16 protein-coding genes are annotated in these 20,593 nt (G+C 65.0%); 9 read left to right on the forward strand and 7 right to left on the reverse strand.

What is annotated here, in order from left to right:
* Positions 1 to 30: 30 nt before the first annotated feature.
* Together HRU71_07980 and HRU71_07985 are read right to left on the reverse strand one after the other, a co-directional pair.
* A complete protein-coding gene (locus HRU71_07980) occupies positions 31 to 1,740 on the reverse strand; it encodes an adenylyltransferase/cytidyltransferase family protein (GenBank protein QOJ03423.1) in 1,710 nt (569 codons plus the stop codon).
* Between the two features lie 14 nt (positions 1,741 to 1,754).
* A complete protein-coding gene (locus HRU71_07985; protein ID QOJ03424.1) occupies positions 1,755 to 2,504 on the reverse strand; it encodes a hypothetical protein in 750 nt (249 codons plus the stop codon).
* A gap of 202 nt (positions 2,505 to 2,706) precedes the next feature.
* On the opposite strand from HRU71_07985, the gene HRU71_07990 reads away from it, so the two are divergent.
* From HRU71_07990 to HRU71_08000, 3 genes are all read left to right on the forward strand, one after another.
* Positions 2,707 to 3,669 carry an FHA domain-containing protein gene (locus tag HRU71_07990; GenBank protein QOJ03425.1) on the forward strand — a complete coding sequence of 321 codons (963 nt, stop codon included), beginning with the start codon at positions 2,707 to 2,709 and terminating at the stop codon, positions 3,667 to 3,669.
* 120 nt (positions 3,670 to 3,789) lie between these two features.
* Positions 3,790 to 4,341: a hypothetical protein gene (locus HRU71_07995; protein QOJ03426.1), complete on the forward strand. Its 552-nt coding sequence runs from the start codon at positions 3,790 to 3,792 to the stop codon at positions 4,339 to 4,341.
* 32 nt (positions 4,342 to 4,373) lie between these two features.
* Positions 4,374 to 5,606: a hypothetical protein gene (locus HRU71_08000; GenBank protein ID QOJ03427.1), complete on the forward strand. Its 1,233-nt coding sequence runs from the start codon at positions 4,374 to 4,376 to the stop codon at positions 5,604 to 5,606.
* A 12-nt stretch (positions 5,607 to 5,618) separates the two neighbouring features.
* Here HRU71_08000 and HRU71_08005 read toward each other — a convergent pair whose 3' ends face one another.
* The 5 genes from HRU71_08005 to ccsA all read right to left on the reverse strand — a co-directional run bounded on the left by HRU71_08005 (position 5,619) and on the right by ccsA (position 13,679).
* Positions 5,619 to 5,795, reverse strand: a complete 177-nt coding sequence (locus tag HRU71_08005; protein ID QOJ03428.1) for a hypothetical protein — start codon at positions 5,793 to 5,795, stop codon at positions 5,619 to 5,621.
* Between the two features lie 318 nt (positions 5,796 to 6,113).
* Positions 6,114 to 7,373 (reverse strand): ATP-dependent Clp protease ATP-binding subunit ClpX, encoded by a 1,260-nt coding sequence (clpX, locus tag HRU71_08010; protein QOJ04958.1) that lies wholly within the window; start codon positions 7,371 to 7,373, stop codon positions 6,114 to 6,116.
* A 163-nt stretch (positions 7,374 to 7,536) separates the two neighbouring features.
* Positions 7,537 to 7,890: an SHOCT domain-containing protein gene (locus HRU71_08015; protein QOJ03429.1), complete on the reverse strand. Its 354-nt coding sequence runs from the start codon at positions 7,888 to 7,890 to the stop codon at positions 7,537 to 7,539.
* Positions 7,891 to 7,897: 7 nt separating this feature from the next.
* Complete coding sequence (locus HRU71_08020; GenBank protein ID QOJ03430.1) at positions 7,898 to 8,998, reverse strand: hypothetical protein; 1,101 nt, start codon at positions 8,996 to 8,998, stop codon at positions 7,898 to 7,900.
* 358 nt (positions 8,999 to 9,356) lie between these two features.
* On the reverse strand, positions 9,357 to 13,679 hold the full coding sequence (gene ccsA, locus HRU71_08025; protein QOJ03431.1) for a cytochrome c biogenesis protein CcsA: 4,323 nt from the start codon (positions 13,677 to 13,679) through the stop codon (positions 9,357 to 9,359).
* A 671-nt stretch (positions 13,680 to 14,350) separates the two neighbouring features.
* Here ccsA and HRU71_08030 point away from each other — a divergent pair.
* The 6 genes from HRU71_08030 to plsY all read left to right on the forward strand — a co-directional run bounded on the left by HRU71_08030 (position 14,351) and on the right by plsY (position 20,559).
* On the forward strand, positions 14,351 to 15,178 hold the full coding sequence (locus HRU71_08030) for a hypothetical protein (GenBank protein QOJ03432.1): 828 nt from the start codon (positions 14,351 to 14,353) through the stop codon (positions 15,176 to 15,178).
* Positions 15,175 to 17,016 carry a hypothetical protein gene (locus HRU71_08035; GenBank protein ID QOJ03433.1) on the forward strand — a complete coding sequence of 614 codons (1,842 nt, stop codon included), beginning with the start codon at positions 15,175 to 15,177 and terminating at the stop codon, positions 17,014 to 17,016. Before HRU71_08030 ends, HRU71_08035 begins: the two co-directional genes overlap by 4 nt.
* Positions 17,017 to 17,054: 38 nt before the next feature.
* Entirely contained in the window at positions 17,055 to 18,236 is a 1,182-nt protein-coding gene (locus HRU71_08040) for a glycosyltransferase family 4 protein (protein QOJ03434.1), read from the forward strand.
* Positions 18,237 to 18,322: 86 nt separating this feature from the next.
* Positions 18,323 to 18,952 carry an NYN domain-containing protein gene (locus tag HRU71_08045; protein QOJ03435.1) on the forward strand — a complete coding sequence of 210 codons (630 nt, stop codon included), beginning with the start codon at positions 18,323 to 18,325 and terminating at the stop codon, positions 18,950 to 18,952.
* Between the two features lie 99 nt (positions 18,953 to 19,051).
* Complete coding sequence (locus HRU71_08050) at positions 19,052 to 19,894, forward strand: polysaccharide deacetylase family protein (GenBank protein QOJ03436.1); 843 nt, start codon at positions 19,052 to 19,054, stop codon at positions 19,892 to 19,894.
* A complete protein-coding gene (plsY, locus tag HRU71_08055) occupies positions 19,894 to 20,559 on the forward strand; it encodes a glycerol-3-phosphate 1-O-acyltransferase PlsY (protein ID QOJ03437.1) in 666 nt (221 codons plus the stop codon). The genes HRU71_08050 and plsY overlap by 1 nt, the downstream gene beginning before the upstream one ends.
* Positions 20,560 to 20,593 lie beyond the last annotated feature (34 nt).

Below are 20,593 nucleotides of genomic sequence, written 5' to 3' on the forward strand. Positions count from 1 at the left end.
CGGTTATGTGTCGGTATAATGACACTACATTCACACGCCGGCCGCATGTGGCGCCTTTCGCACGGGAGCTGACCGAACGCCCCGGCCGCTTTCCAGCAACCGCGTCCCGACGCGCTCGCCCGAATCGACGCTCGCCAGTTCCGTCCGGCCGGCGAGCCACCTCGCCAATTCTTCCGCCGTCACCGGTACGATCCCCAGCCGACCGATCTGCACCGCCGCCACCGCGCTGTACAGATACGACGCCTGCATCAGCGTCGCGCCAGCCGCCATCGCCAGCGTCGCCGCGGCCGTCGCGCTCTCGCCGCACCCCAGTCGATCCAACGACCACTCCGACAACGCCGGCAGATACTCACTCAAGAGCCGGTCGTGCCAGTTGGGTGACGCCCGGTCGTGCGAGCGGCGATCAAACGTCACCACGCCGCGCTTCGCGACGCTCACCAGCATCCGCGCCGCGCCCGTTGCCTGCATTACCTCATACGCGACCGCCGACAGACCACCGCTCGAACTCCCCGCTGCCTCACGAAGCCGCCGCTCGGAGACGCAAATCAAATCCGGCGATGACGCAACGTGTATCGTTCCCTGGCCGCCCGCCGACACCGTGCACCACCGGCCCGCTTCATGCAGCGATGCCGCCGCCGCTTCGACCATACCGGGCATCACAAACCCGTAACCACAGTCGTGCACGATGAACGCATCGACCCGAGCAGCCAACTCGCGCACCAAACTTGTCACCGCGCGTTCACTGATCGAATCAAGCGGGCGCGCCCCCGCGCGATCCACCCGGAACAGCTTCTGATCATCCGCGACGAAGCGCGTGCGGACCACCGCATCCTCGCGATAGCTCAATGCCTCAACGCGCACCCCGCCCGACTCCAGCGCCTGACGCAATCGCCGCGACGAGGCATCCCGCCCCAACGCCGTCACCAGCGTCGTCGGCGCGCCCAGCGCCGCCGCCGCAAGCGCCACCGCACCGGCCTCGCCGACGTACTCGCGTTCCCCCAGCTCCAGCAACGACATCATCGGCGCTTCGCCCGCGGCTGCCGACACGTCGCACGCCACGTAGCGCTCCAGCGTCGTCTCACCGATCACCAGCAACGACCGCCCGCGCATGCGACCAAGCAGTTCCGCCAGAGTCGACCGATCGATCCCATGCCGCCGGCACACCACGCCCAGCCGATCCGCAGCGAATTCTCCCACACGCGCGAGCGACTCCGCCAGACGCGTCGAGCTGAACACGACCTGACCGCTGGAGAACACCACCCGCCCGCCGTGCGACTCGACCGTCTGGCGCTCCGCGAGAAAGCGCGGATCCTGGCTGGCCGCGTACTCCTGGCCCTTCACGTAAATGTCGGGCCGGACCTGTCTCAATATCTCAACAGCTGTCTCGTTTTGATCAATCACGACGTAGTCGACGAATGCCAGCGCCGCGAGGTTCTCCGCGCGCAGCTCTTCGGGGATGTACGGCCGCTGATCGCCTTTGCTGATCTGCGCATCGCCGGTAATCGATACGACCAGCACATCGCCGAGCGAACGCGCGAATTGCAGATAGCGAATGTGCCCGGGGTGGACGATGTCGAAGCAACCGTGACATTGCACCACGACCGGCGCGCGAGCCGATCCATCACCCGAACGCGCGGACAGGGGGTTGTCACGCAGGCGCGCCAGGGCGGCAGCCAGCGCCGCCGGCGAGAGGATCTTTTCACGATAGGAACACTCGACGCCGGTTTCGCGCGGGATCATTCGATCGCCCCCGATTACTGCGGCTTGAAGATCGCCTTGGCCGAGGCGACCACGCCTCGCGCCACCAGACTCGCCAGCAGCAGCAGCGTCAACCAGCCCACGGTCAGCGCCAGGATCGGCCACGCCCGAGCGATCGACTCCGGCATCGTCGGATAGATGGTTCCCGCCAGAAACGCAATCACGCCCGCGCTCGCGATCGCGCCCAGATGCCCGCGGACATTCCCCGGCAGCGGCGCCATCCGCACCGTCAGACAGACGAGCAGATACGTGAACAGCAGAATCTTCCACGGATCGACCGCCGCCGAACGCACCGCGTTCAACGTCGCTTCCGACAGCGTGATCAAGTCGCGCAGCTGCGCCCAGATCGCCGTCAGCGTCCTCGGAACCTGCTGGGATATTTTTTCCGCCGGAACACCCATCAGCACCGGAGCGCCCAGGCGAACGCCCAAGACGTAGATCAATCCGCCGAGTGCCGCCATCGGCAGCAACGCCACCAGCACCGGACCGATAATCGGCAACTTTGGCTGCGGCCCGGGGTCGAAAGAGGCCTCGCCTTTGTCGCCATCCTTCACCAAGGCCGTATCGTTCACCGTCGCGCCCGTGATGAGCAACGCCACGATTCGTGCCAGCATCGCCATCAGCGTGCCCGGCAGCAGCAGCATGTTCACGGTCTTGGGACGAATCATGCCCAGCCAGAGCGTGTTCACGCCCCAAGCCAGGAGGACAGCCACGGCAATCCAGAAACAGGCAGTCGCATAGATCATGGCTGATGTCGCGCAGAATTCGCCCGGCGCGGAATCCCCGCGCGAGCCGCACTAAACATCGGCATTCCCGCACGGCCAAATTGAAGCGCGCAGCATGCCGGCCCAGGCGCTCGCGCAATTCCCGCTTGTCGCCGCCGCCGCAATTTGACATAATGCCGACTCGGACCGACGGCTCTTCTTGACGGGCACCCTCAAGGCCATCATGGCGCAAACGATCTGCTGTCCCTGCGGAACCCCCATTGACTGTGACCACGTCGAACTCGTGATCACCGCCACCTGTCCGCGCTGCGACCGCGAGCTGCCTCTGGAACTGGACCATTCCTTCGGCGCGCGGCGGGCCATGCTGACCATCATGGAAGGCCCCCACTGGGTCGGCGAACAATTCATCATGCCCGTCGGGGCCGCCCTTTCCATCGGCCGAGCCTCCGGTAACTGGCTTTGCCTCGATGCCGCCGACATCGCTGACACCCACTGTCGACTCACCCTCGCCGCCTCCGGGGCCGTCATCGTCGAAGACCTCAACAGCCCGGCCGGCACCTGGATCGGTCCGCAGCGCATCGTGCGCGGTCACCTCGCGCCGACCGGTTCCTTGCGCGTCGGGCCGTTCCGGTTTCGATTCGACATTCAAACGCCGGAGGGCCGCATCGTCGCGCCGGACGGGCGGGACCAGAGTGACAGTGAATTGTCACTCCCGACCATGGCCAGCGTGAAGCGGAAGAACTCGCCGGCGCAATGGGCCGCGCGAAACCGCTTCATCCTCGCACGCTGGATCATTCTGACGCTCGCCTCGATCGGCGGGGCCGATTTCACGCTGCACCTTCGCGCACGACCGCCGGCCCCCTGGAACTGGAACAAGGCCCTCATCGCCGGCGCGCTCGTCTGGCTCATCACCAGTTTCGCCGGACGGCACGTCACGCTGATTCACAATTACCTGAAGTATGCCTCGCTCGGATTGACCGTCGCCCTCGCGTTGGTCGGGCTGTCCTTCGGTGCGGGCGCCTTCGCCACCGCGTCGCTTTGCGCGGCAGCAGGCCTGGTGGTGCTCATCATGCGCGAGCCGCAGCCCTGGCTGGCCTTCGGCGGTGCGCTCATCGGCGCATTCGGACTGATCGTTCTAACGCGCGATTTGACGCAGTTGATCCGGATCATTTCGTCCGGCGGATAAGGCTGGATCGCGGCCGGTCGGCGCGATGCAAACCTCCACCTCGGAAGCCATTTCCGGTATAATTGCCGATACGGTACCGCGCCGCCAGGCATCGGCGCGGGCCATCATGGAGTCATTCCCATGACTCAAGCGGCGATGAAATCCTGCGAACTGTGCAAGGCGCCGATCACGCCCGAGCAGATCATTCAACGTCAGGCGGGGCTCGTGAAGGGCGTCTTGCTCTGCCCCCCTTGCGTCGAGCAGAAGCGTCGTGAAGCCATCGAGGCGCAAAAGGCCGCCGGCGCTCACCCCGGAATCGGCGCGAACGCCACGCAAGCCGCCCCGGTCACCACGGCCAAGAAGGAATTCCACGAAGAGCCGATCTCCCTCGTCGAGGCCGGCGTCGGCGGCAGTTCCGGCCTGATTCGCAGCTTCGCGGCAAGCAGCACGCTCGGCGGCGTTCATACCGAGGCCAACCTCAAGCGGCCGATGTCGACGGTTTCCGAACCGCCGACTCGCTGCCGCACGTTCAACGGCAAGCTGACCCCTGCGGCGCTGGCGCACATGGACGCACAGATCAACGAATGGCTCGACGCCCACCCGGACATCTTCATCAAGCATGTCGTCTCGGCCGTCGGCCCCTTCGAGGCCAAGCACGTCGAGCAGCACCTGATCCTCACCATCTTCTATTGATCCTTGGCGCCGGGCGCCGTCATAATGCCCGCATGGCTAAAACCAAGTCGCTCGCGCCAACCGTCGCCTCGCGCCGCCAGCTGCGCATCCTCCAGGAGCTTGTGAATCTCCCCACGGCGCCCTTTGTCGAGCGCTACGTCATCGCCTACATCCGCGCGTTCGTCGCTGCACGACCGAGCCTGCGCATGGCCATCGACCGATTCGGCAATCTGCTGGTGACTTATTCTCCCGCCAGAAAATCAAGCGCGCCGCGACGAGCCAAATCGAGCGGGCGGCCGATCCTCTTCGCCGCGCACATGGACCACCCCGGTTTCGCCGCGACCCGCATGATCGACGCGCGCCGCGTGGAGGCCGAGTTTCGCGGCTGGGTCTCCACGCCTTACTTTGCCGGCGAGAAGATTCAGTTCTTCGACAACGGCCGCTGGATTCCCGCGACCATCGAGCGCGTGCTGAATGAGCAGCCGGCCACCGCCGGCGCGCGGCGCGCCACGCGCAGCGCCAACACGTTCCGCAACGAGCGACCGCCTCGCGGAGTGATCGCACGCGTTGCCCGGCCCGTCGCGCCCGGCAGCCCCGGCATGTGGGCGCTGCCCGACGCGCGCCTCCGCGGTCACCAGCTTCACGCTCGCGTCTGCGACGACCTCGCCGGACTCGCCGCCGTGCTGTGCATGCTCGATGAAATCTGTCGCCGGCGCATCCCGACGCTTGCTTACGCCTTCTTCACGCGAGCGGAAGAGGTTGGCTTCGCCGGCGCGCTCGCTGCGGTCGAAGCCAAGACCGTGCCACGGAAGGCCGTCGTCGTTGCGGTCGAGTGCAGCAAAGCCATCGCCGGCGTTCAGTTCGGCGATGGACCCGTCCTGCGCGTCGGCGATAAGGCCTCGGTCTTCACGCCCGCCGCGACCGCCTATTGCCAGGTCGTCGCCGAAGCGCTGACCGAGCGCGATGCAAGCTTCCGATTTCAACGCAAGTTGATGGACGGCGGCACCTGCGAATCCACGGCCTACTGCCACCACGGCTACGACGCGACCGGCATCTGTCTGCCGCTGGGGAACTATCACAACATGGACGCGGCGCGCGGCCGAATCGCTACCGAGTACGTCGATCTGCGGGATTACCTCAATCTCGTGAAGTGGTTTGTGGCGCTGGCGCAAAGCCCGGCGACGCTGCCCTACGACGGACGGCATCCCGGATTGAGCAGGCGGCTGGATGATCTGCTGCGTGCGAATCGGCCGAAGCTGCTGAAGACGGCGAACGGCCGAGGATAAATCAGGTGAGTCTTACTTTTTTCCGCCGTTGCCCGACGGAGCGGGGTCCTTGCGGGCGAGGGGCACGCGGAAGTTAATGCTGCAATAGTGGCACTTAACGACCTGGCCCCGGAACTGCGCCGGGACGCGCAAAACCTTTTTGCACTTCAGGTTCGGGCAGATCGTGATGACGGTCGATTGATGGTCCATCGGATGGCTCATCGTCGCAAACCCTCCTCGGAAGCGGGCTTGTCGCCGCTGCCACCGCCGACGCATCAGCAGTCGCGGCTTATCAGACATCGGTCAAAACGTGTCGCGGATTAAGCGTACAAAAGATTTGCGCATCGGTCGGCTCGCGCCGCGAAAAAATCCGCGACAACCAGGCCAATAAAAAAGGCCGGCGGATTCACTCCGCCGGCCTCATATCACGTTCACGTTTATCGGCCGCCCAGGTCGCCACGGCGAGCAGTGTGCCGTAATCCGATCCTCCCTGCCCGGTATGCGCCGTCTGGACGTTTTGACGCTTACCTACGCCGATTCCTTCCGCCGCTCGTCAAGGATCGGCGTCGCCTTCGCCTCGCCCCGCACGATCGCATCGGTGATGACATAGTGTCCTTGCATCGCCGGTTCCGGCAAGTGGTACATGATGTCCAGCATGACATCCTCCACGACGCCGCGCAGGGCCCGCGCGCCCGTGTCGCGCTTCAACGCCCGCCGCGCGATCTCGTGCAACGCCCCGTCGGTGAACTCCAGTGTGCTTCCGGCCATCTCGAACATCTTCGAATACTGTCGGCACAGCGCATTACGCGGCTGCGTCAGCACGTTCACCAGCGCCGACTCGTCCAGCGGCCCCAGCGTCGCCACAACCGGCAGACGTCCGACAAACTCGGGGATCATGCCATACTCGATCAGGTCCTCCGGCGAAGCCAGCCGAAGCAGTTCCGACCGCTCGGCCGCTGACTGCAACGATCCGGCCTGCTCGGTCGCGAAGCCGATGTTCTTGCGCCCGACGCGCCGCTGGATGATTTCTTCCAGATTGCTGAATGTCCCGGCGCAGATGAACAGTATCTGCGACGTGTCCATCTGGATGTACTGCTGCTCGGGATGCTTGCGCCCGCCCTGCGGCGGGATGTTCGAGATCGTGCCCTCGAGCATCTTCAGCAGCGCCTGCTGCACGCCCTCGCCCGATACGTCGCGCGTGATGCTCACGTTGCCGGCCGACCGCGCGATCTTGTCGATCTCGTCGATGTACACGATGCCGCGCTGCGCCGCCTCGAGATCGTAATCCGCGCACTGCAACAGCCGCAGGAGGATGTTCTCCACGTCTTCGCCGACGTAGCCCGCCTCGGTCAGCGTCGTCGCGTCGCCGATCGCCAGCGGCACGTCCAGCAGCTTGGCCAGGCTGCGCGCCAGCAGCGTCTTGCCCGAACCGGTCGGCCCGATCAGCAGAATGTTACTCTTGTCGATTTCCACATCGTCGGCGTCGGACGACTCGGCGTAGCTCAATCGCTTGTAATGATTGTGCACCGCGACCGACAAAGCCCGCTTGGCGTGGTCCTGCCCGACGACGTACCGATCGAGGTACTCGTTGATCTCGCGCGGCGCGGGAATCTTCGAGAACATCGGCCGCACGCCGCTGGCCTTGCGCTTCTCCTGCCGGATGATGTTGTGGCAGAGATCAACGCAGTTGGAGCAAATGTAGGCGTCGTTCGGTCCTTCGACCATCGGGCCGACTTCGCGATGCGTCTTGCCGCAGAAGCTGCACGTGCTCGTGCGCCGCCGCCGCATGCCGGGGCCGCCGCTGCCGCCCATGCCCGAACCGCCCCGCGGTCCTTCGTCACCCGGTCCGCCGTTCTTGGATCCGTTCTTCAAGAATCACGTCCTTCCACTGATTGCGCCACCGGCGAGTTGCGCGGCGCGCGGACACGGGGCTGCCCGATCCGCACGCAACTTATCGTCCGCCCTGCGCAGGTGTCTTGATGTCATTCCCCGCCTGCGGCGAACTCTGCGCCGCGCGGCCCGTTGCCGCGCCCGTCGCGCCGCCTTTGCGCTCCGACGCACCGCCCGTCGATTGCAGCACGCCGGCTCGCAGTTTCTCGAACTCTTCGTCCGACAACTGCCCGCTGGATCGTAGCTCGCGCAATTTGTGCAGCGACCACACCGCGCCGGATTCGACTTCGCCGGTTCCGGATCGCGCCCACCGCCGACCCAGCCACAGCGCGACCCCCAGCATCGCCAGCGCTCCCAGCAGGAGCAAGCCCCAGATCAGGGCACTTAGCAATTCCGGCGTCGACTGCGACGGCACGCGATCCTCACACTCTGCTGCGGCGCATGCGCCGCATTCGATGCGAACGAACAAACGGCGCCATCATGACCATCGCCGCCAGACCGATCGATTCAAGACCGAGCACGCCGCACAACGGCGCGAGCGGGAAAGGCGACGATCCGTTCATGTAACTCACGCCCGTCGTATCCACCTGCTGCGACACGGCGTTGGCCAGCGCCCGGCCGCGCGAATCGCTCTTGACGCGCTCGAACACGACGCCGATCGCGTCCTGCGGAACGCCGAACGTCGACGACGCGCCGACGCCGCCCGGTTTCGTGATCACCTGCGACTGCACCGCAAGGTCCAGATCAAACTCTTCGTTCAGCGCGACGTCGTACTCGTACGGCAGACTCAACCCGGTGAACAGAATCGCCTTCGCGAGGCTCACGTTCGTGTCCGGATTGGTGAAATCGACTATCGGAAAATTCACATTGGCCAGCGCGCCGGCCTGGCGCACGATCGACACGGCCCCGTTCGGCCCGCCCGCCAGCGCCACGTCGCCGGAGATCAGCGTCACCGCGCGCTGGTCGGCGCGCCGCTGACTCACGCTGAACGTCAGATTCACTTCGACGCCGGTCAGATCCGTCCCCGCGCGCAGCGACGCAATCAACATGACGCCGGTCAGCAGCACGCGGCTGCGAACGCGCGACGGCGGCCCGCCCTCGCCGATGCCGCCGATGTCCGCCGCCGTGACGCGCACGCGGCGTGTTTCGTTGACGATGCCCTCGATGCGCCAGCCGGTCACGTCGTCATCGGAGAAGGCGCTCAAGTCCAGCCCGGCGTCGTTCGGGGTCTGACCGCCGGAGAAGACCGGCTTGTCCAGCAAACTGATGGCCTGCGCCGAGGCGCTGGTCGTGCCGTCGGAGTTCAGCCGATCCAGGCTCGATCGCGCGGCGATCGGCGGCGATGCCTGCGTCTGCGGCACGGCCTCTCGTGCGAAATCTGTCTGAATCGGCAACGGACCGAAGAATTGCAGGATCGATGATTGCGCGCTGCCGGTCACGTTCAGCACTTCCGCGCGAACCGCCGACGTCGCCAGCGCGCACCCCAGCGCAGCCGATAAAACTCCCCGAATCATTCGAGACATGGTCAGCCCTCTGCTCCGATGCGAGGCGGCGCAAGTGCGGCAATTCCCTCTGGAAACACCTGCACTCCTATTCTACACCGTTCCCGCCCGGCCGCCCAATACGATTTTGCCAAGGACTGGATTTGCTATGTTCAATCTGCGCAGCAGGTTAGAGATCGGATCTGGCGATTGAAACCCGGAAATCAGAGCCGCGACCATCGGGGAGCGGGTTCTTAACGTTGGAATATTTGAACCCGCCCGCCACAGCGGGTCTTCGACGTGCTGGGGCGCGCGGCACGGTTCAAACGCTACCTGGGAATCGGTGGGCACTTCCATCCTGCGCGCCGGCGGTGGTCCGCCGCGGCCACGCCGATACCGATCATGCGTAGCTGTGCAGCCCGACGATGTAGAAGTTCACCACCCACCAGTTGAACTGCATCACGGCGAAGCCCACGACGCTTAGCACGGCGGTCCACAAGGCATGATGCTTGGTGACAAATCGCGCGTGGATCAGAATCGCATAGACCAGCCACGTGTTGAGCGCGAAGACTTCCTTCGGATCCCACCCCCAAGGCCGGCCCCAGGAGTAATCGGCCCAGACCGCGCCGAGCACCAGTCCGACGAAGAGCGAAATCGTCGACGTGTAGAGCAGCACGCGATGCGATCGGTCGAACTCATCGAGGATGGACCGCGTGCGCTGTGTGAGACTGGGGTCTTCGGCCGGCGCATTCATCGCCACCGCGCCGCCGCCCGCGCCGGCCAGAACGACCTGCCTGCGGCTCAAGAGCATCGCCGCCGCGCCGACCGCCAGCATCGCGCCGCCCGCGGTGGCCGCGGCAAAGGCCGTGACAAACCCCGCGCTGGACGCATGGTCGAAATAGCCGATCTTCGCGAGGACGAGGCAGGCCATCGCGCCGATTTGCGCGCCGATGGTGCCCTGGGCCAGCGGCTGACGATGCCGAAGGGCACTGACAAAGAGATAACAATTCGCGACGCCGTACGCGAGCGTGATGACCGCGTAGCTGGAGATGATGAGCACCGTGTGGATGCGAAGCATGACGTCGTCCAGAATCGGCATCATGGTCGTCAGGCGATTGTCCACTTTGTCCGGCAGAATCTCGGGCAGCGCCAGGGCGAAGAACCCCAGCAGCGCCGAACTCAACAGGAACACCCGCTTGCGCAGGAACAATTCAAGCAACAAGCCCAGCGCGGTGCCCGCCAGCGTGCTCGACACGACCGCTTCGTACATGTTCGCCACGGGGATGCGCCCGATGACGTACCACCGCAGTCCCAGGTCATACGCATGAATGCCGATCGCCGCCGTGAGCATCACCAGGCCGACGTTGCGCACCCAGCGGTAGCGCGTCGCCACCGCAAAGATTGAAACAAAAAACGTGAAGATATAGACCAGCCAGGCCCACCACATCAGGTCCATGCGGCGGTACTTCACCTCGGCCAGCCGTCGCGCCGATTCGGGATAGATCCCCGCCGGCGCGAGCGTCGGCATGAGCTGCTCCAGCCGGCCGATGTGCTCGTTGATCTGCGACGCATCGCGCGCGAGCCATGCTCGCTCCAGCGCCTGCATCACCGCCAGCACGTCGTGCGCCTGTTTCTCATTCAAGCCGGTGTCCTGCCGGCTGCGCGGATCGGCCAGCGACGCCGGAGAGGACCACGGCGTATCGTGCGTGCCGGTCGGGTGTGGGACAACGGTGAACGTCCAGCCGAGGCTCTCGAAGAGATTGACCGCCGAGAGCATGCGATCCATCGCCTTTTTCTTGATTGTCTCGCCGGCCAACTCGCGCACCCGCGCCGAGACCATCGGCGAGCGCACGAATTCCAGGCTCACCATGCCGCGCCGGAACAAGTCCATCCGCGCTTCGTCGGAGATCGGCACCGGATACGCCGTCAGGTCGGCCAGCAGGACCTTGTCCTTCACATACAGGATCGGCGCGGCGCGATAGGCCGACGCATTGAACATCAACTCCATCGCCGCGACGACCGGGTCCAGCCCGTAGAGCGGCTTGCTGCCGTGAATCGTCTTCATCGCGTCACGCGCCCACGAGTCCACCGTGGCGTAGCGCCAACTGTGCTGCAAAACGATCGCGCCGAGGCGCTTCACGTCGATCTGGGATTGAATCGCCGCCAGGCGCTCCGCCGCGCGCTGCGCCGTGGCTTCATCGGCGGGCGCTTGCGCATGCCCGTGCGCGTCGAACCCCGCCATGCCGGAGTGTGCCTTCATCATGGCATCAACCGCCGCGTCCGGCCTCCCCGCGGACTGCGACGCCGCAGGCGCCGCCGTCGATTGGGCTTGCACGGCCGCCGGTCGCGCGATCGCGCCCGCCATTCCCACCAGCGCCGCCAGAATTAATCCCAGGGCGCTCCCGACCGGCTCGCGCGGGCCCGTCCGAACGCCGCGCCCCGGTGCGGGGTCGCGCGGCGCCGGATCGTCTGCCGACGTCGCCGCCGCGGCCAGCCGACGCCGTCGCACCAGCGCCGGTTTCACAGTCCACGCGTACATCATGCCCAACGTTATCAGCAAACAACCAAACGCCATCGTCATGACACCCTCACGATTGCCCACTCCCAGCACCGTCCACGACTCGTGATCCCCGGCCGCCTGCGACTGAAACAGCGTCCATCCGCCGATCCGCGCCGTGTTGTTCAACCACGCCTTGGCCGCCACGACCCGGCGTTCCGTCGGATCCTCGTATCGGAAATAACTCGCCCATCCGCTGGGCTGCTGCCGCCCAGGATAGAAATCTGTCTGCAATCGCTCGAGCGTCACCCGGCCCGGCAGCGCCCGCTCGTAGCGACCGTAGATCAACTGCACCGGCCGGCCGCCGGGGATCGAATCCACCACCGTCGGCTCATGGCGATCCATCAGCGTCGTGTTGTTGTACAAGCTGAACGGCACCCATTGCCGATGCGTCCACGATCCGTCGCGCGCCGCCAGCTTCACGCGAATCAACGACTCCGTCCGCCGCACGTCGCCCAGCGACCGCCGCTGACGCACCGGCACCACCTGCGGCACCTGAACAATCCGCGGCTTCTCGATGCATTCCAGCAGCGTCAGCGCCAAGTCGCCCGCCCGGAACGGCTCGCCGCTCTTGAGCTGTGACACCGTCCGCTTGCCGCCCCGCGCCGTATGCACGACGACCGGCGCCAGCGACTCGCTCGCCGCGATCATGAAATGATCCACCGAGGCGTCGGTGTAGAACAGCGCGAGGTTGTCGTCCACGAGATTCGCCGTATCCGACATCTTCTTGCCCGCGCGATCGCGATCCTGATTCAACTGCGGGAAGCGATGCAGCACCGACCGCTGAAACTCCTGCTTCGGCGATTTCACCCACACCAGCGCGATCGGCGTCCGCGCGTTGTTGAAGCCTGCCGTCATCAAGGGCCAGCTCGGCCGAAGTTCCTCCACCGTCAGGCTATAGTCCGTGCCTTCCACGTCGATCTTCATGCCCGGCGTGACCGCGTAGCTCCGGCGAACGTCGCGATCCTTGACCCACACTTCCAGCACGTGCTCGCCCGGCACCGGCTTGGTGTACATGTCCGGCAGCGCGGTCTGACCCGTCAGCCATGCGAACTCAAACCGTTCGCCCTGGTTCAACTCCACCATCGACCGCGCCGGCACGCTCGCCGCCAGCCAGCTGTCGGCCTTGTCCGGCCCGCGCGTCACCTGAACGTGCGCCAGCGGCATCGTCTGATCGCCCCCGGGGATCGCACGATCTTCCAGGCGCGCGTACGGCAGATACCCGTCGATTTCCACCGTGAACGGCCAATCGGCCGACACCGCACGGTTCGAGTCATCCAACGTCAGCGGCATCCGCCACGACTCGACCAGCGGGATCGGCGTCATGCGATCGGGGCGCACGACGTTGCCCGCTGTATCGGTGATGGGTGGTTCACCCGCCGGCTCGACGAATCGCTCGTTGTAGTACGGCAGGCCGTTCAGCGCGAAGACCTCGGTGTGCCCGTCGCGCGTCACCGACAGCATCGGCGTCGTGTCGTCGTAAAACGTCTCCGTGGTGCGACCCGGTGACAGCAGCAGCAGCAGCCGGTCGCTCAATTTCGCGAACCGCGCATCCACGTCGCCGCCCTGCCGCAGCTCGATCTCCTGCGGCGGCTGGTCTCCGATCTGCGCAACGAGCTTCACCCGCGCCGCCGGCGTCATGCCCGAATGCTCCACGTCGGTGACTTCCAGCGCATGCCGCCCGCCCAGCATGGGGATGTTCGTCTCGAAACGCTTGCCCTTCACCGCCACGAACGAGCCGATCACCGCGCCTTGCGGATCGGTCTTCAGCCGATCGGAAGACACCAGTCGAATGCGCGGGGCATCAAGCCAGACATCGCCTTCGATCTTCTGCCCGAAATACACCACGCCCCCGCCGCACAACATCAACAGGCCGGTGTGAACGGTCAGCACGCCCAGATTGCGCACGTTGAACGCGATCCGACGGATCGTCGTGACCGTCAGACAGACGCAAAACAAGACGATCAACAGCAAGAAGACCCAGTGATTGAAAAAGGCGAATTCCGTCAACTCAAAGAATTGACGAAACGTGGGAACGGCCGACCCGAGCGCCGAGTAGATGAGGATCAACGCAATCAGCACGATACCCAGCTTGATGCTGTCGAACGGGTCGATCATGCGGGACAGGAGCGGTCGCGTCGGCGTGGTGCGTGGTCGGGCGTTCACGTGCATTTCCATGGGTGTGGGTATTCAATCGTTGCGGGTGTATGGGTTGTCCTGTTTCCGGTTAATTCGCCGCCCGCCGGTCGCGGAAATCACCCTTTTACGGTACCGGGTCGCCGGGCGGCAGGTGAGTCGAGCGACAAGCGAACCCCAGCACTGCAACTGTGGTGCCAGAAGCCGAAAACGCACCTCCTCCGAGACTTGTTGCATTCTAGCCGGGGATGTCGGAAACCGCCCTTCGAAAAGCGAGTGCCAGCACCCGTTGCTGGTACGGCGTAACCGCTTTACAACGTGGACCTTACCTTTGTAAGCGACTTAGGCAGATGCCATCCGGGGTCGAATTCCCTGTGACCGGCAGCACAAACGGTCCACGTGATAAGCCCCGATTTCCACCAGCTCGATGCGTCCATCGATCCCAGGATGCACCCGTCGATCGTGCTGCTTCTCGCGAGACGGTAGCGGAAATATCCCAATTTTGTGTCAATCTGCGCAGCCGTGGTTGGCCATGCTTCTTCAATTGGGTTGGCGGCAGTTTGGCGTTAGCCTTGTCTTGGAGATTCCGGAGACGGGACGATTGTGGACACGCATGCTCCGCCAGGAAGGACCGGGGCGAAGGGACGTTCAACCAGGCCGTCATCATTGCCGGGTCTCTCTCGACGACCGGCACGCTTTCCATGTCCGACTTGATGATCTTTTTCCAGCCGCGGTATGCCGCCGCACTCGCCGCGCTCGGCCTGGCCACGCTCGATGACTTCCTCGCCGAACAGGCCGGCCGATTGGTCAGCGCGCACGGCCTGACGCATACCCGTCGCATCGAATTCGCGCACGCCGGTCAGATCCTCGCCGGCTATCTGAAGATTTACGACTACACGCGCCGGCCGCTGCGGCATCGGTTCATTCGCGACAAGGCTCGCCGCGAGGCGGAGAACGTTTCGGTCCTCCGCCATCGCTGCGGCCTTTCGATGCCGACCGTTGTCTGCATCGGCGCGCGGCGACGGCTGGGCGCGCTCGTGCGAAGCTTCATCCTGACGCTGGAGCTGCCGGCGTCGCGCCCGCTCGCTGAAGCGTGGGACCACTCGCTGGTTGATCGAACCGAGCTGCTCGCGCGTTCGCCGGCTTTCGTCGCGCGGATGCACGCCGCCGGATTCGTTCACATCGATCTGCGCTGGCGCAACATCCTTGTGTGCTGCGAAGGCGATCGTCCTTTCGAATTCGTGCCGATTGATTGCGTGCGCGGTGGATGGCGGCGCGCACGCCTGGCGCGGGAACACGGTCGACTTCGTGATCTGTCCAGCCTCTACAAGGACGCGCGGCCACGACTGACTCGCACCCAGTTGCTCCGCTGGTACATCGCCTACGTCGCCGCGCTGAACGACGTCGATCCGCGTCGAAGGCGGCAACCGGCGAACGAGAGCGCTCGGATCCGCCTTGACGGGTTGCATCGGCAAGCCATTTGTGTCATTCTGCGCGATCGCGATTCCAAGGACGGATCGCCCGCATGAGCATTCACTTCGAAATCGAGCCGCCGTATGCCGAAGCCCTGCGCGCCGCGGGACTCGACTCCTTCGACGCGCTGATGGCCGCGCGCGGCGGTCCGGCCGTCAGCGCTCACGCCGAACGGGAGACGATTCCGCTGGATATTCAGCTCGACGGCACGATGCAGCGCTGCTTCCTCAAGCGCGTCTTCCGCGTGCCGATCAAACAAGTCGTCGCCCCGCTGCTGCGCGGGCGCCGCGCGCGGTCGCAGCCCCTGCACGAGTGGAACATGCTCGGCGCGCTGCGCGCCGCCGGAATCGGCGCCATGCAGCGCATCGCCGTCGGGGAACAGCGCATCGCGGGCCAGCCCGTAGCGGCGTGCCTGCTTGTCGCCGCGGTGCCATCGGACAATACGTTCGAACATTGGATGCAAACAGGGGATGTGCGATCCGGCTCGGTCGGCGCACGGCAGCGCGCCCGCCTTCTGGGCGCCGTCGGAACGCTCATGGGGCGACTGTCGTCTAACGGGTTCATGTGGCCCGACTGTCAGGCGAAGCACCTCTTTGCGGCGCGGCAGCCGGACGGCCCCGGGTGGTCCCTGTGGCTGATCGACGTGGAGCGAATGGAGCGCGATGCGAATCGCGCGCAATCCATCGAGCGTCGCCTGCAAGGAGCGAGGGCTCACCTCGTTCGTCTGCGCCGATCGTGCCCGATGGCGCGGTTCACGTGGCGCGATTATTTGCACGTCGCGGCCGGGTTGCGCCGCGCGCTGTGGACCGACGGCGGTTGCCCGCGCCGCGGCCGGCCGGAGCCGGTTCACACAGAAAAAGACCGTTCGAAGGCTGCGCCGATCCTGTTCGACACGTTCGCTAAGATGGAGTTGCGACCCGCCGTGCCCGACGATCAGCGTCCATTGAACGGTGTCCGGAGCGTTGACGGGTACAAGATGCTCGCCGAATACGAGAACCTGTTTCGGGCGCATCAGCTTGATCATTTTGATCGTCTTTTCAATCTCGCTTCGGATGCCGATCTTCACAAACCGGGCCTGGCGGCCCATCGCAGCCGCAGCCGATTCACGCTGACCGACGCCACTGGCCGGGAGCACACGTTTTTTCTGAAGCGCTACCTGCATCCCCCGACGGCCGATCAACTTCGCCGCATCGTCAGCGGCTCGCCGGGGGAGAGCATGGCCGCGCGCGAGTACCGTTGCATCAAGCGCTTGAATCAGATTGGAATCTCCACGCTGCAATGCGTCGCCGTTGGGCAACGGATGGTCGGACTCACCGAGCGGCAAAGCTTCCTGATCACGGTGGGCTTGAACGACGTTTCACTGGAGCGCTACGCGGCGGACATCGCGCGCGGTCATGCGCCGCTCCCGTCGCCCGGATTGCGGCGGCAGATCATCTGCCAGCTCGCGCTGGTGGCGCGCACGCTTCATGCCGCGCGCTATTTTCATCGCGACCTTTATTTGTCTCATGTTTTTCTGCATCGCAACGCCAACGGATCGGTCGCCCTGCGGTTGATCGACCTCGCACGGATGCTGGTCAAGCCGCGCCAAACCCTCCGCTGGACAATCAAAGATTTGGCCGCCTTGGATTACAGCGCCCCGCGACCGCTGGTCACACGAGCCGATCGGGTTCGATTTCTTCTCGTCTACCTGAATCCGTTGCGCGATCGTTGCTTACTTTCGAGCCTGGGCGTCGAGCGCGGAAGCTGGGCAAGCGCCGTGCGCCGAGATCGGACCGCCGCCGACCGCGCGGCCGGGAAGCAGGCCCTGCGTTACCATATTCCGCTGGTTGCCGCGCGCGTTCGCAAGATGGCCGTTCACGACGCGCGCCGCCGGGAAACGGGTGCCACGGCTTGATGCAGTGGCCCACACAAGGATCGTAGGCAGGGGCACACGTGAAGCTCGGCATCATCATTGAGCGATTGGAAGCCTGGCGCGGCGGGGCGGAAACCTCCACGCTGGAACTGGCGCGCCTGTTGCGCGAGAAGGGGCACGCGATTCACGTCATCACCTCCACGATCAGCCAGTCGACGCCCGGTTTGACGATCCACCAGGTGCCGGCGCCGAGCGTCTTCGGCCCGCTTCGCACCGCGACGTTTGTTCGCCACGCCGCTCGGCAGGCGGAACAGATCGGGTTCGATGCGGTCCTGGCCATGTCGCCCTGTCCCGCCGCCGACGTGTATCAGCCCCGCGGGGGGCTGGTGCGCGAGACGCTGGCGCGCAACATCGCCACGCGCAGCTCCGCTCCGCGCCGGTTCGCCAAGCGCGCCATGCTCGCGCTGAACATCAAGCAGCGCAGCCTGCTGGAGCTGGAACGCAAGACCCTGCGCGAAGGCGGACCCATCGTCGTCGCGGTGTCGAACTACGTCGCGCGACAATGCCGGGAACTCTACGGCCTGACGCCGCCGCGCGTCCGCATCGTCTTCAACGGCGTCACCATCGAGCGACCGCCGGCGCCGCAATGGGCCGCCGACCGCGCCGCAATCCGGCAGCAGTATCACGTTCCGGACGGCGCGCTGCTGTTGCTCTTCGTCGCGCACAATTTTCGCCTGAAGGGGCTGGAACCCTTGATCGAAACGGCCTCGCGCCTGGTCACCGGCGGGTTCACCGATTTTCGCGTGCTCGTGGTCGGGCGCGACAACCCGGTGCGATTTCAGAGGCGGATTCACACGCAACACCTGGATCGCTTCATCACGTTCACCGGTCCGACCCAGCGCTCCGCCGCGTTCTTCTGCGCGGCCGATGCACTCGTGCATCCAACCTACTATGACCCGTGCAGCCGCGTGGTACTGGAAGCCCTCGCGCTGGGCGTGCCGGTGCTGACGACGCGATTCAACGGCGCGAGCGAGATCATGACCGACGGCGTGGAAGGGTTCGTCATCGCCACGCCGGACGAAGTGGGCCTGTGGGCGCGACGGATCACGGAACTGGCCGACCCGGCGCTGCGGGAAAAGATGGTTGCAGCGGCGCTGCGACTGCGCGAGCGCGTCAGCATGAAGCGGCACGCGGAGGAGTTGAACGCGATCCTGTTGGAGGCAGCCGACCGGCGGGGCACAAAACGTCGCGCCCCGGCGTGAGTAAAAAAAGAAACGCCCAGCCGAAGCCGGGCGTCAGACCGGAGATGCGATCTCCGGGGCTGTTACATAAGAAAGTAGCTCGTTGCATGGTGCAAGTCAAGCAAAGCACTCGACTCATTGCATACGTCGATGGGTTCAATCTCTATTTCGGCATGAAGCAAAGCAAATATGAGAGGTACATGTGGCTTAACGTTCACGCCCTGATCGCATCACTCCTAAAGGCCGACCAGGTATTGGTTTGTGTGCGATACTTCACGTCGAGAGTCATCGGGGATGCAGGCAAAATGGCCCGCCAGACTTCGTACCTGGAGGCGCTTGAGACGGTTCCCGATGTCCATATTAACTATGGAAAATACCAACGGCAAGACCGACGGTGCTCCGTCTGCAAGGCGACAGATTATGTTGCCAACGAGAAAATGACGGACGTAAACATAGCCACTGAACTCATGGCGGACGCTTTTCAAGATCAATTCGATGTCGCCATGCTCGTTTCAGCAGATAGCGATCTGACATCCCCGGTTCGACGGGTGCGCGGGCTGTTTCCGGACAAGAGGGTCATCATCGCATTTCCTCCGGCTCGCACCTCCAGAGAACTTGTCGGGGCAGCCAGCGCATCGTTTACCATTGGGCGTCAGAAACTAGCGACCAGTCAGCTCCCCGATCTCGTCATGCGTGCGGACGGGCATAGGTTGTCTCGCCCTGCAACCTGGCATTAGCCGAGGCAAGACTTTAAATGCCAAACTCCAAGTCAAGCGACTCCGGTGCTTTGGATTCGGGCCGCACCGACAAATGGAGACGATTCGAGTCAACCGGAGATGTATCGCGTGCTTAACAAGGTTGTCGGCTGGCTTGGACGTCTGTTTGGGGTGATGCCCCCCTCTGACCAAGCTCGCGGCGGCGCGGGCGACGCGCTGCCGGTCGCACGCACGACGGTCGGCCTGTGTTTCGATTTCGCGCCGGGCATCGGTTTTGAAAGCGCTCGCGAGGCGGACATCGGACTGGACCTCATCCTCGGCAAGCTGAACGAGATGCGGCTCACCGCGACGTTTTTCTGCCCGGCCAAACTCTGCGAGACGATGCCCGGGCGGCTGGAACAGATCGCCTCGCGCGGCCACGAGCTGGGCTGCCTCGGATACGCCGACGAGGAACCTCGCAAACTCACCGAAGACGCCCTGGCGCAGATGATCATTGCCTGCCGCAGCGCGTTTGAGCGACGAGGCTGGAAGCCCGCCGGGTATCGCTATCCGCACTCCGACTGGGACGCGCGGCTCAACGCCGTGCTGCCGCGGCAGCAGTTCATCTACCACGCCCACCACGATCACGCGAAACACCCCTATCGCGTCGCCCGCGGTCCGGACCTGGTGCGCGTGCCGATCTGCACCGACGATCGCGGCCTGCGCCGCCGGCAGGAGACCGTGAACCTGACGCTGTCCAAGCATTTGCGCTATCTGCGAAAAGCGATCGCGCGCGGGACGTATGTCGCCGTGGCGTTCCACCCGGCGATTCTCGCGGAAGACCCCGATCACATGAGCCACTGGGAGGAATGGGTCCGGGCTGCCGTGCGCAGCCGGGCGGACGTCGGCCCGCTGGTGCGCGCGCTGCCGGAGGCCCTTCGCCCGGTATCGAGCGAACCCGCGGCCAAAAGGGAAAAGACCTGATGACGAACGCCACAAACATGGCACTGCTTTTCCTCGGCGCGCACCTCGCCGGGACGATCCCGTTCGGCCTCCTCGTCGCGCGGCTCAAGGGCGTCGACATTCGATCGGTCGGCAGCGGCAACGTCGGCGCGACCAACGTCGGCCGCGTGCTGGGTCGCAAATGGGGCGTGCTCGTCCTGCTGCTCGACGCCGGCAAGGGCGCGGCCGCCACGATCGCGGCACGCCTCGTGATGGACCACGCCGGCATGGTCGGCGTTACCCAGCGCGATCTCGTCTGGCTCGGCGCGGGGTTCGCCTGCGTCCTGGGGAACATCGCGCCGTTCTATCTCGGCTTTCGCGGCGGAAAGGGCGTGGCGGCGTCGCTCGGCGCGATCATGGGAATCTACCCGTACATGACCCTGCCTGGTCTCGCCGTGTTGTTTGTGTTCGCCGTCACCGCGCTGGTCAGCCGCTACGTCTCCCTCGCCTCGATCGTGGCGGCCTGTTCCCTGCCGTTGATCTTCTCCGCTGCCTGCCTCCTGGCGGGTTGGCCGCTCGTTGAGCATTGGCCGCTTTTCTCGTTAGGTGTGCTGCTGGCCACCTTCATCACCATTCGTCATCGTGCCAATCTCGCTCGCATTCGCGCTGGGACCGAGAACCGAATCGGCTCTCGCACGGACCGATAAGAATCGGACACCTGCCGACTGATTACACGAACAC

The sequence above is a fragment of the Planctomycetia bacterium genome, from assembly GCA_015200345.1.
In the GTDB taxonomy this organism is placed as follows: domain Bacteria; phylum Planctomycetota; class Phycisphaerae; order UBA1845; family UTPLA1; genus PLA3.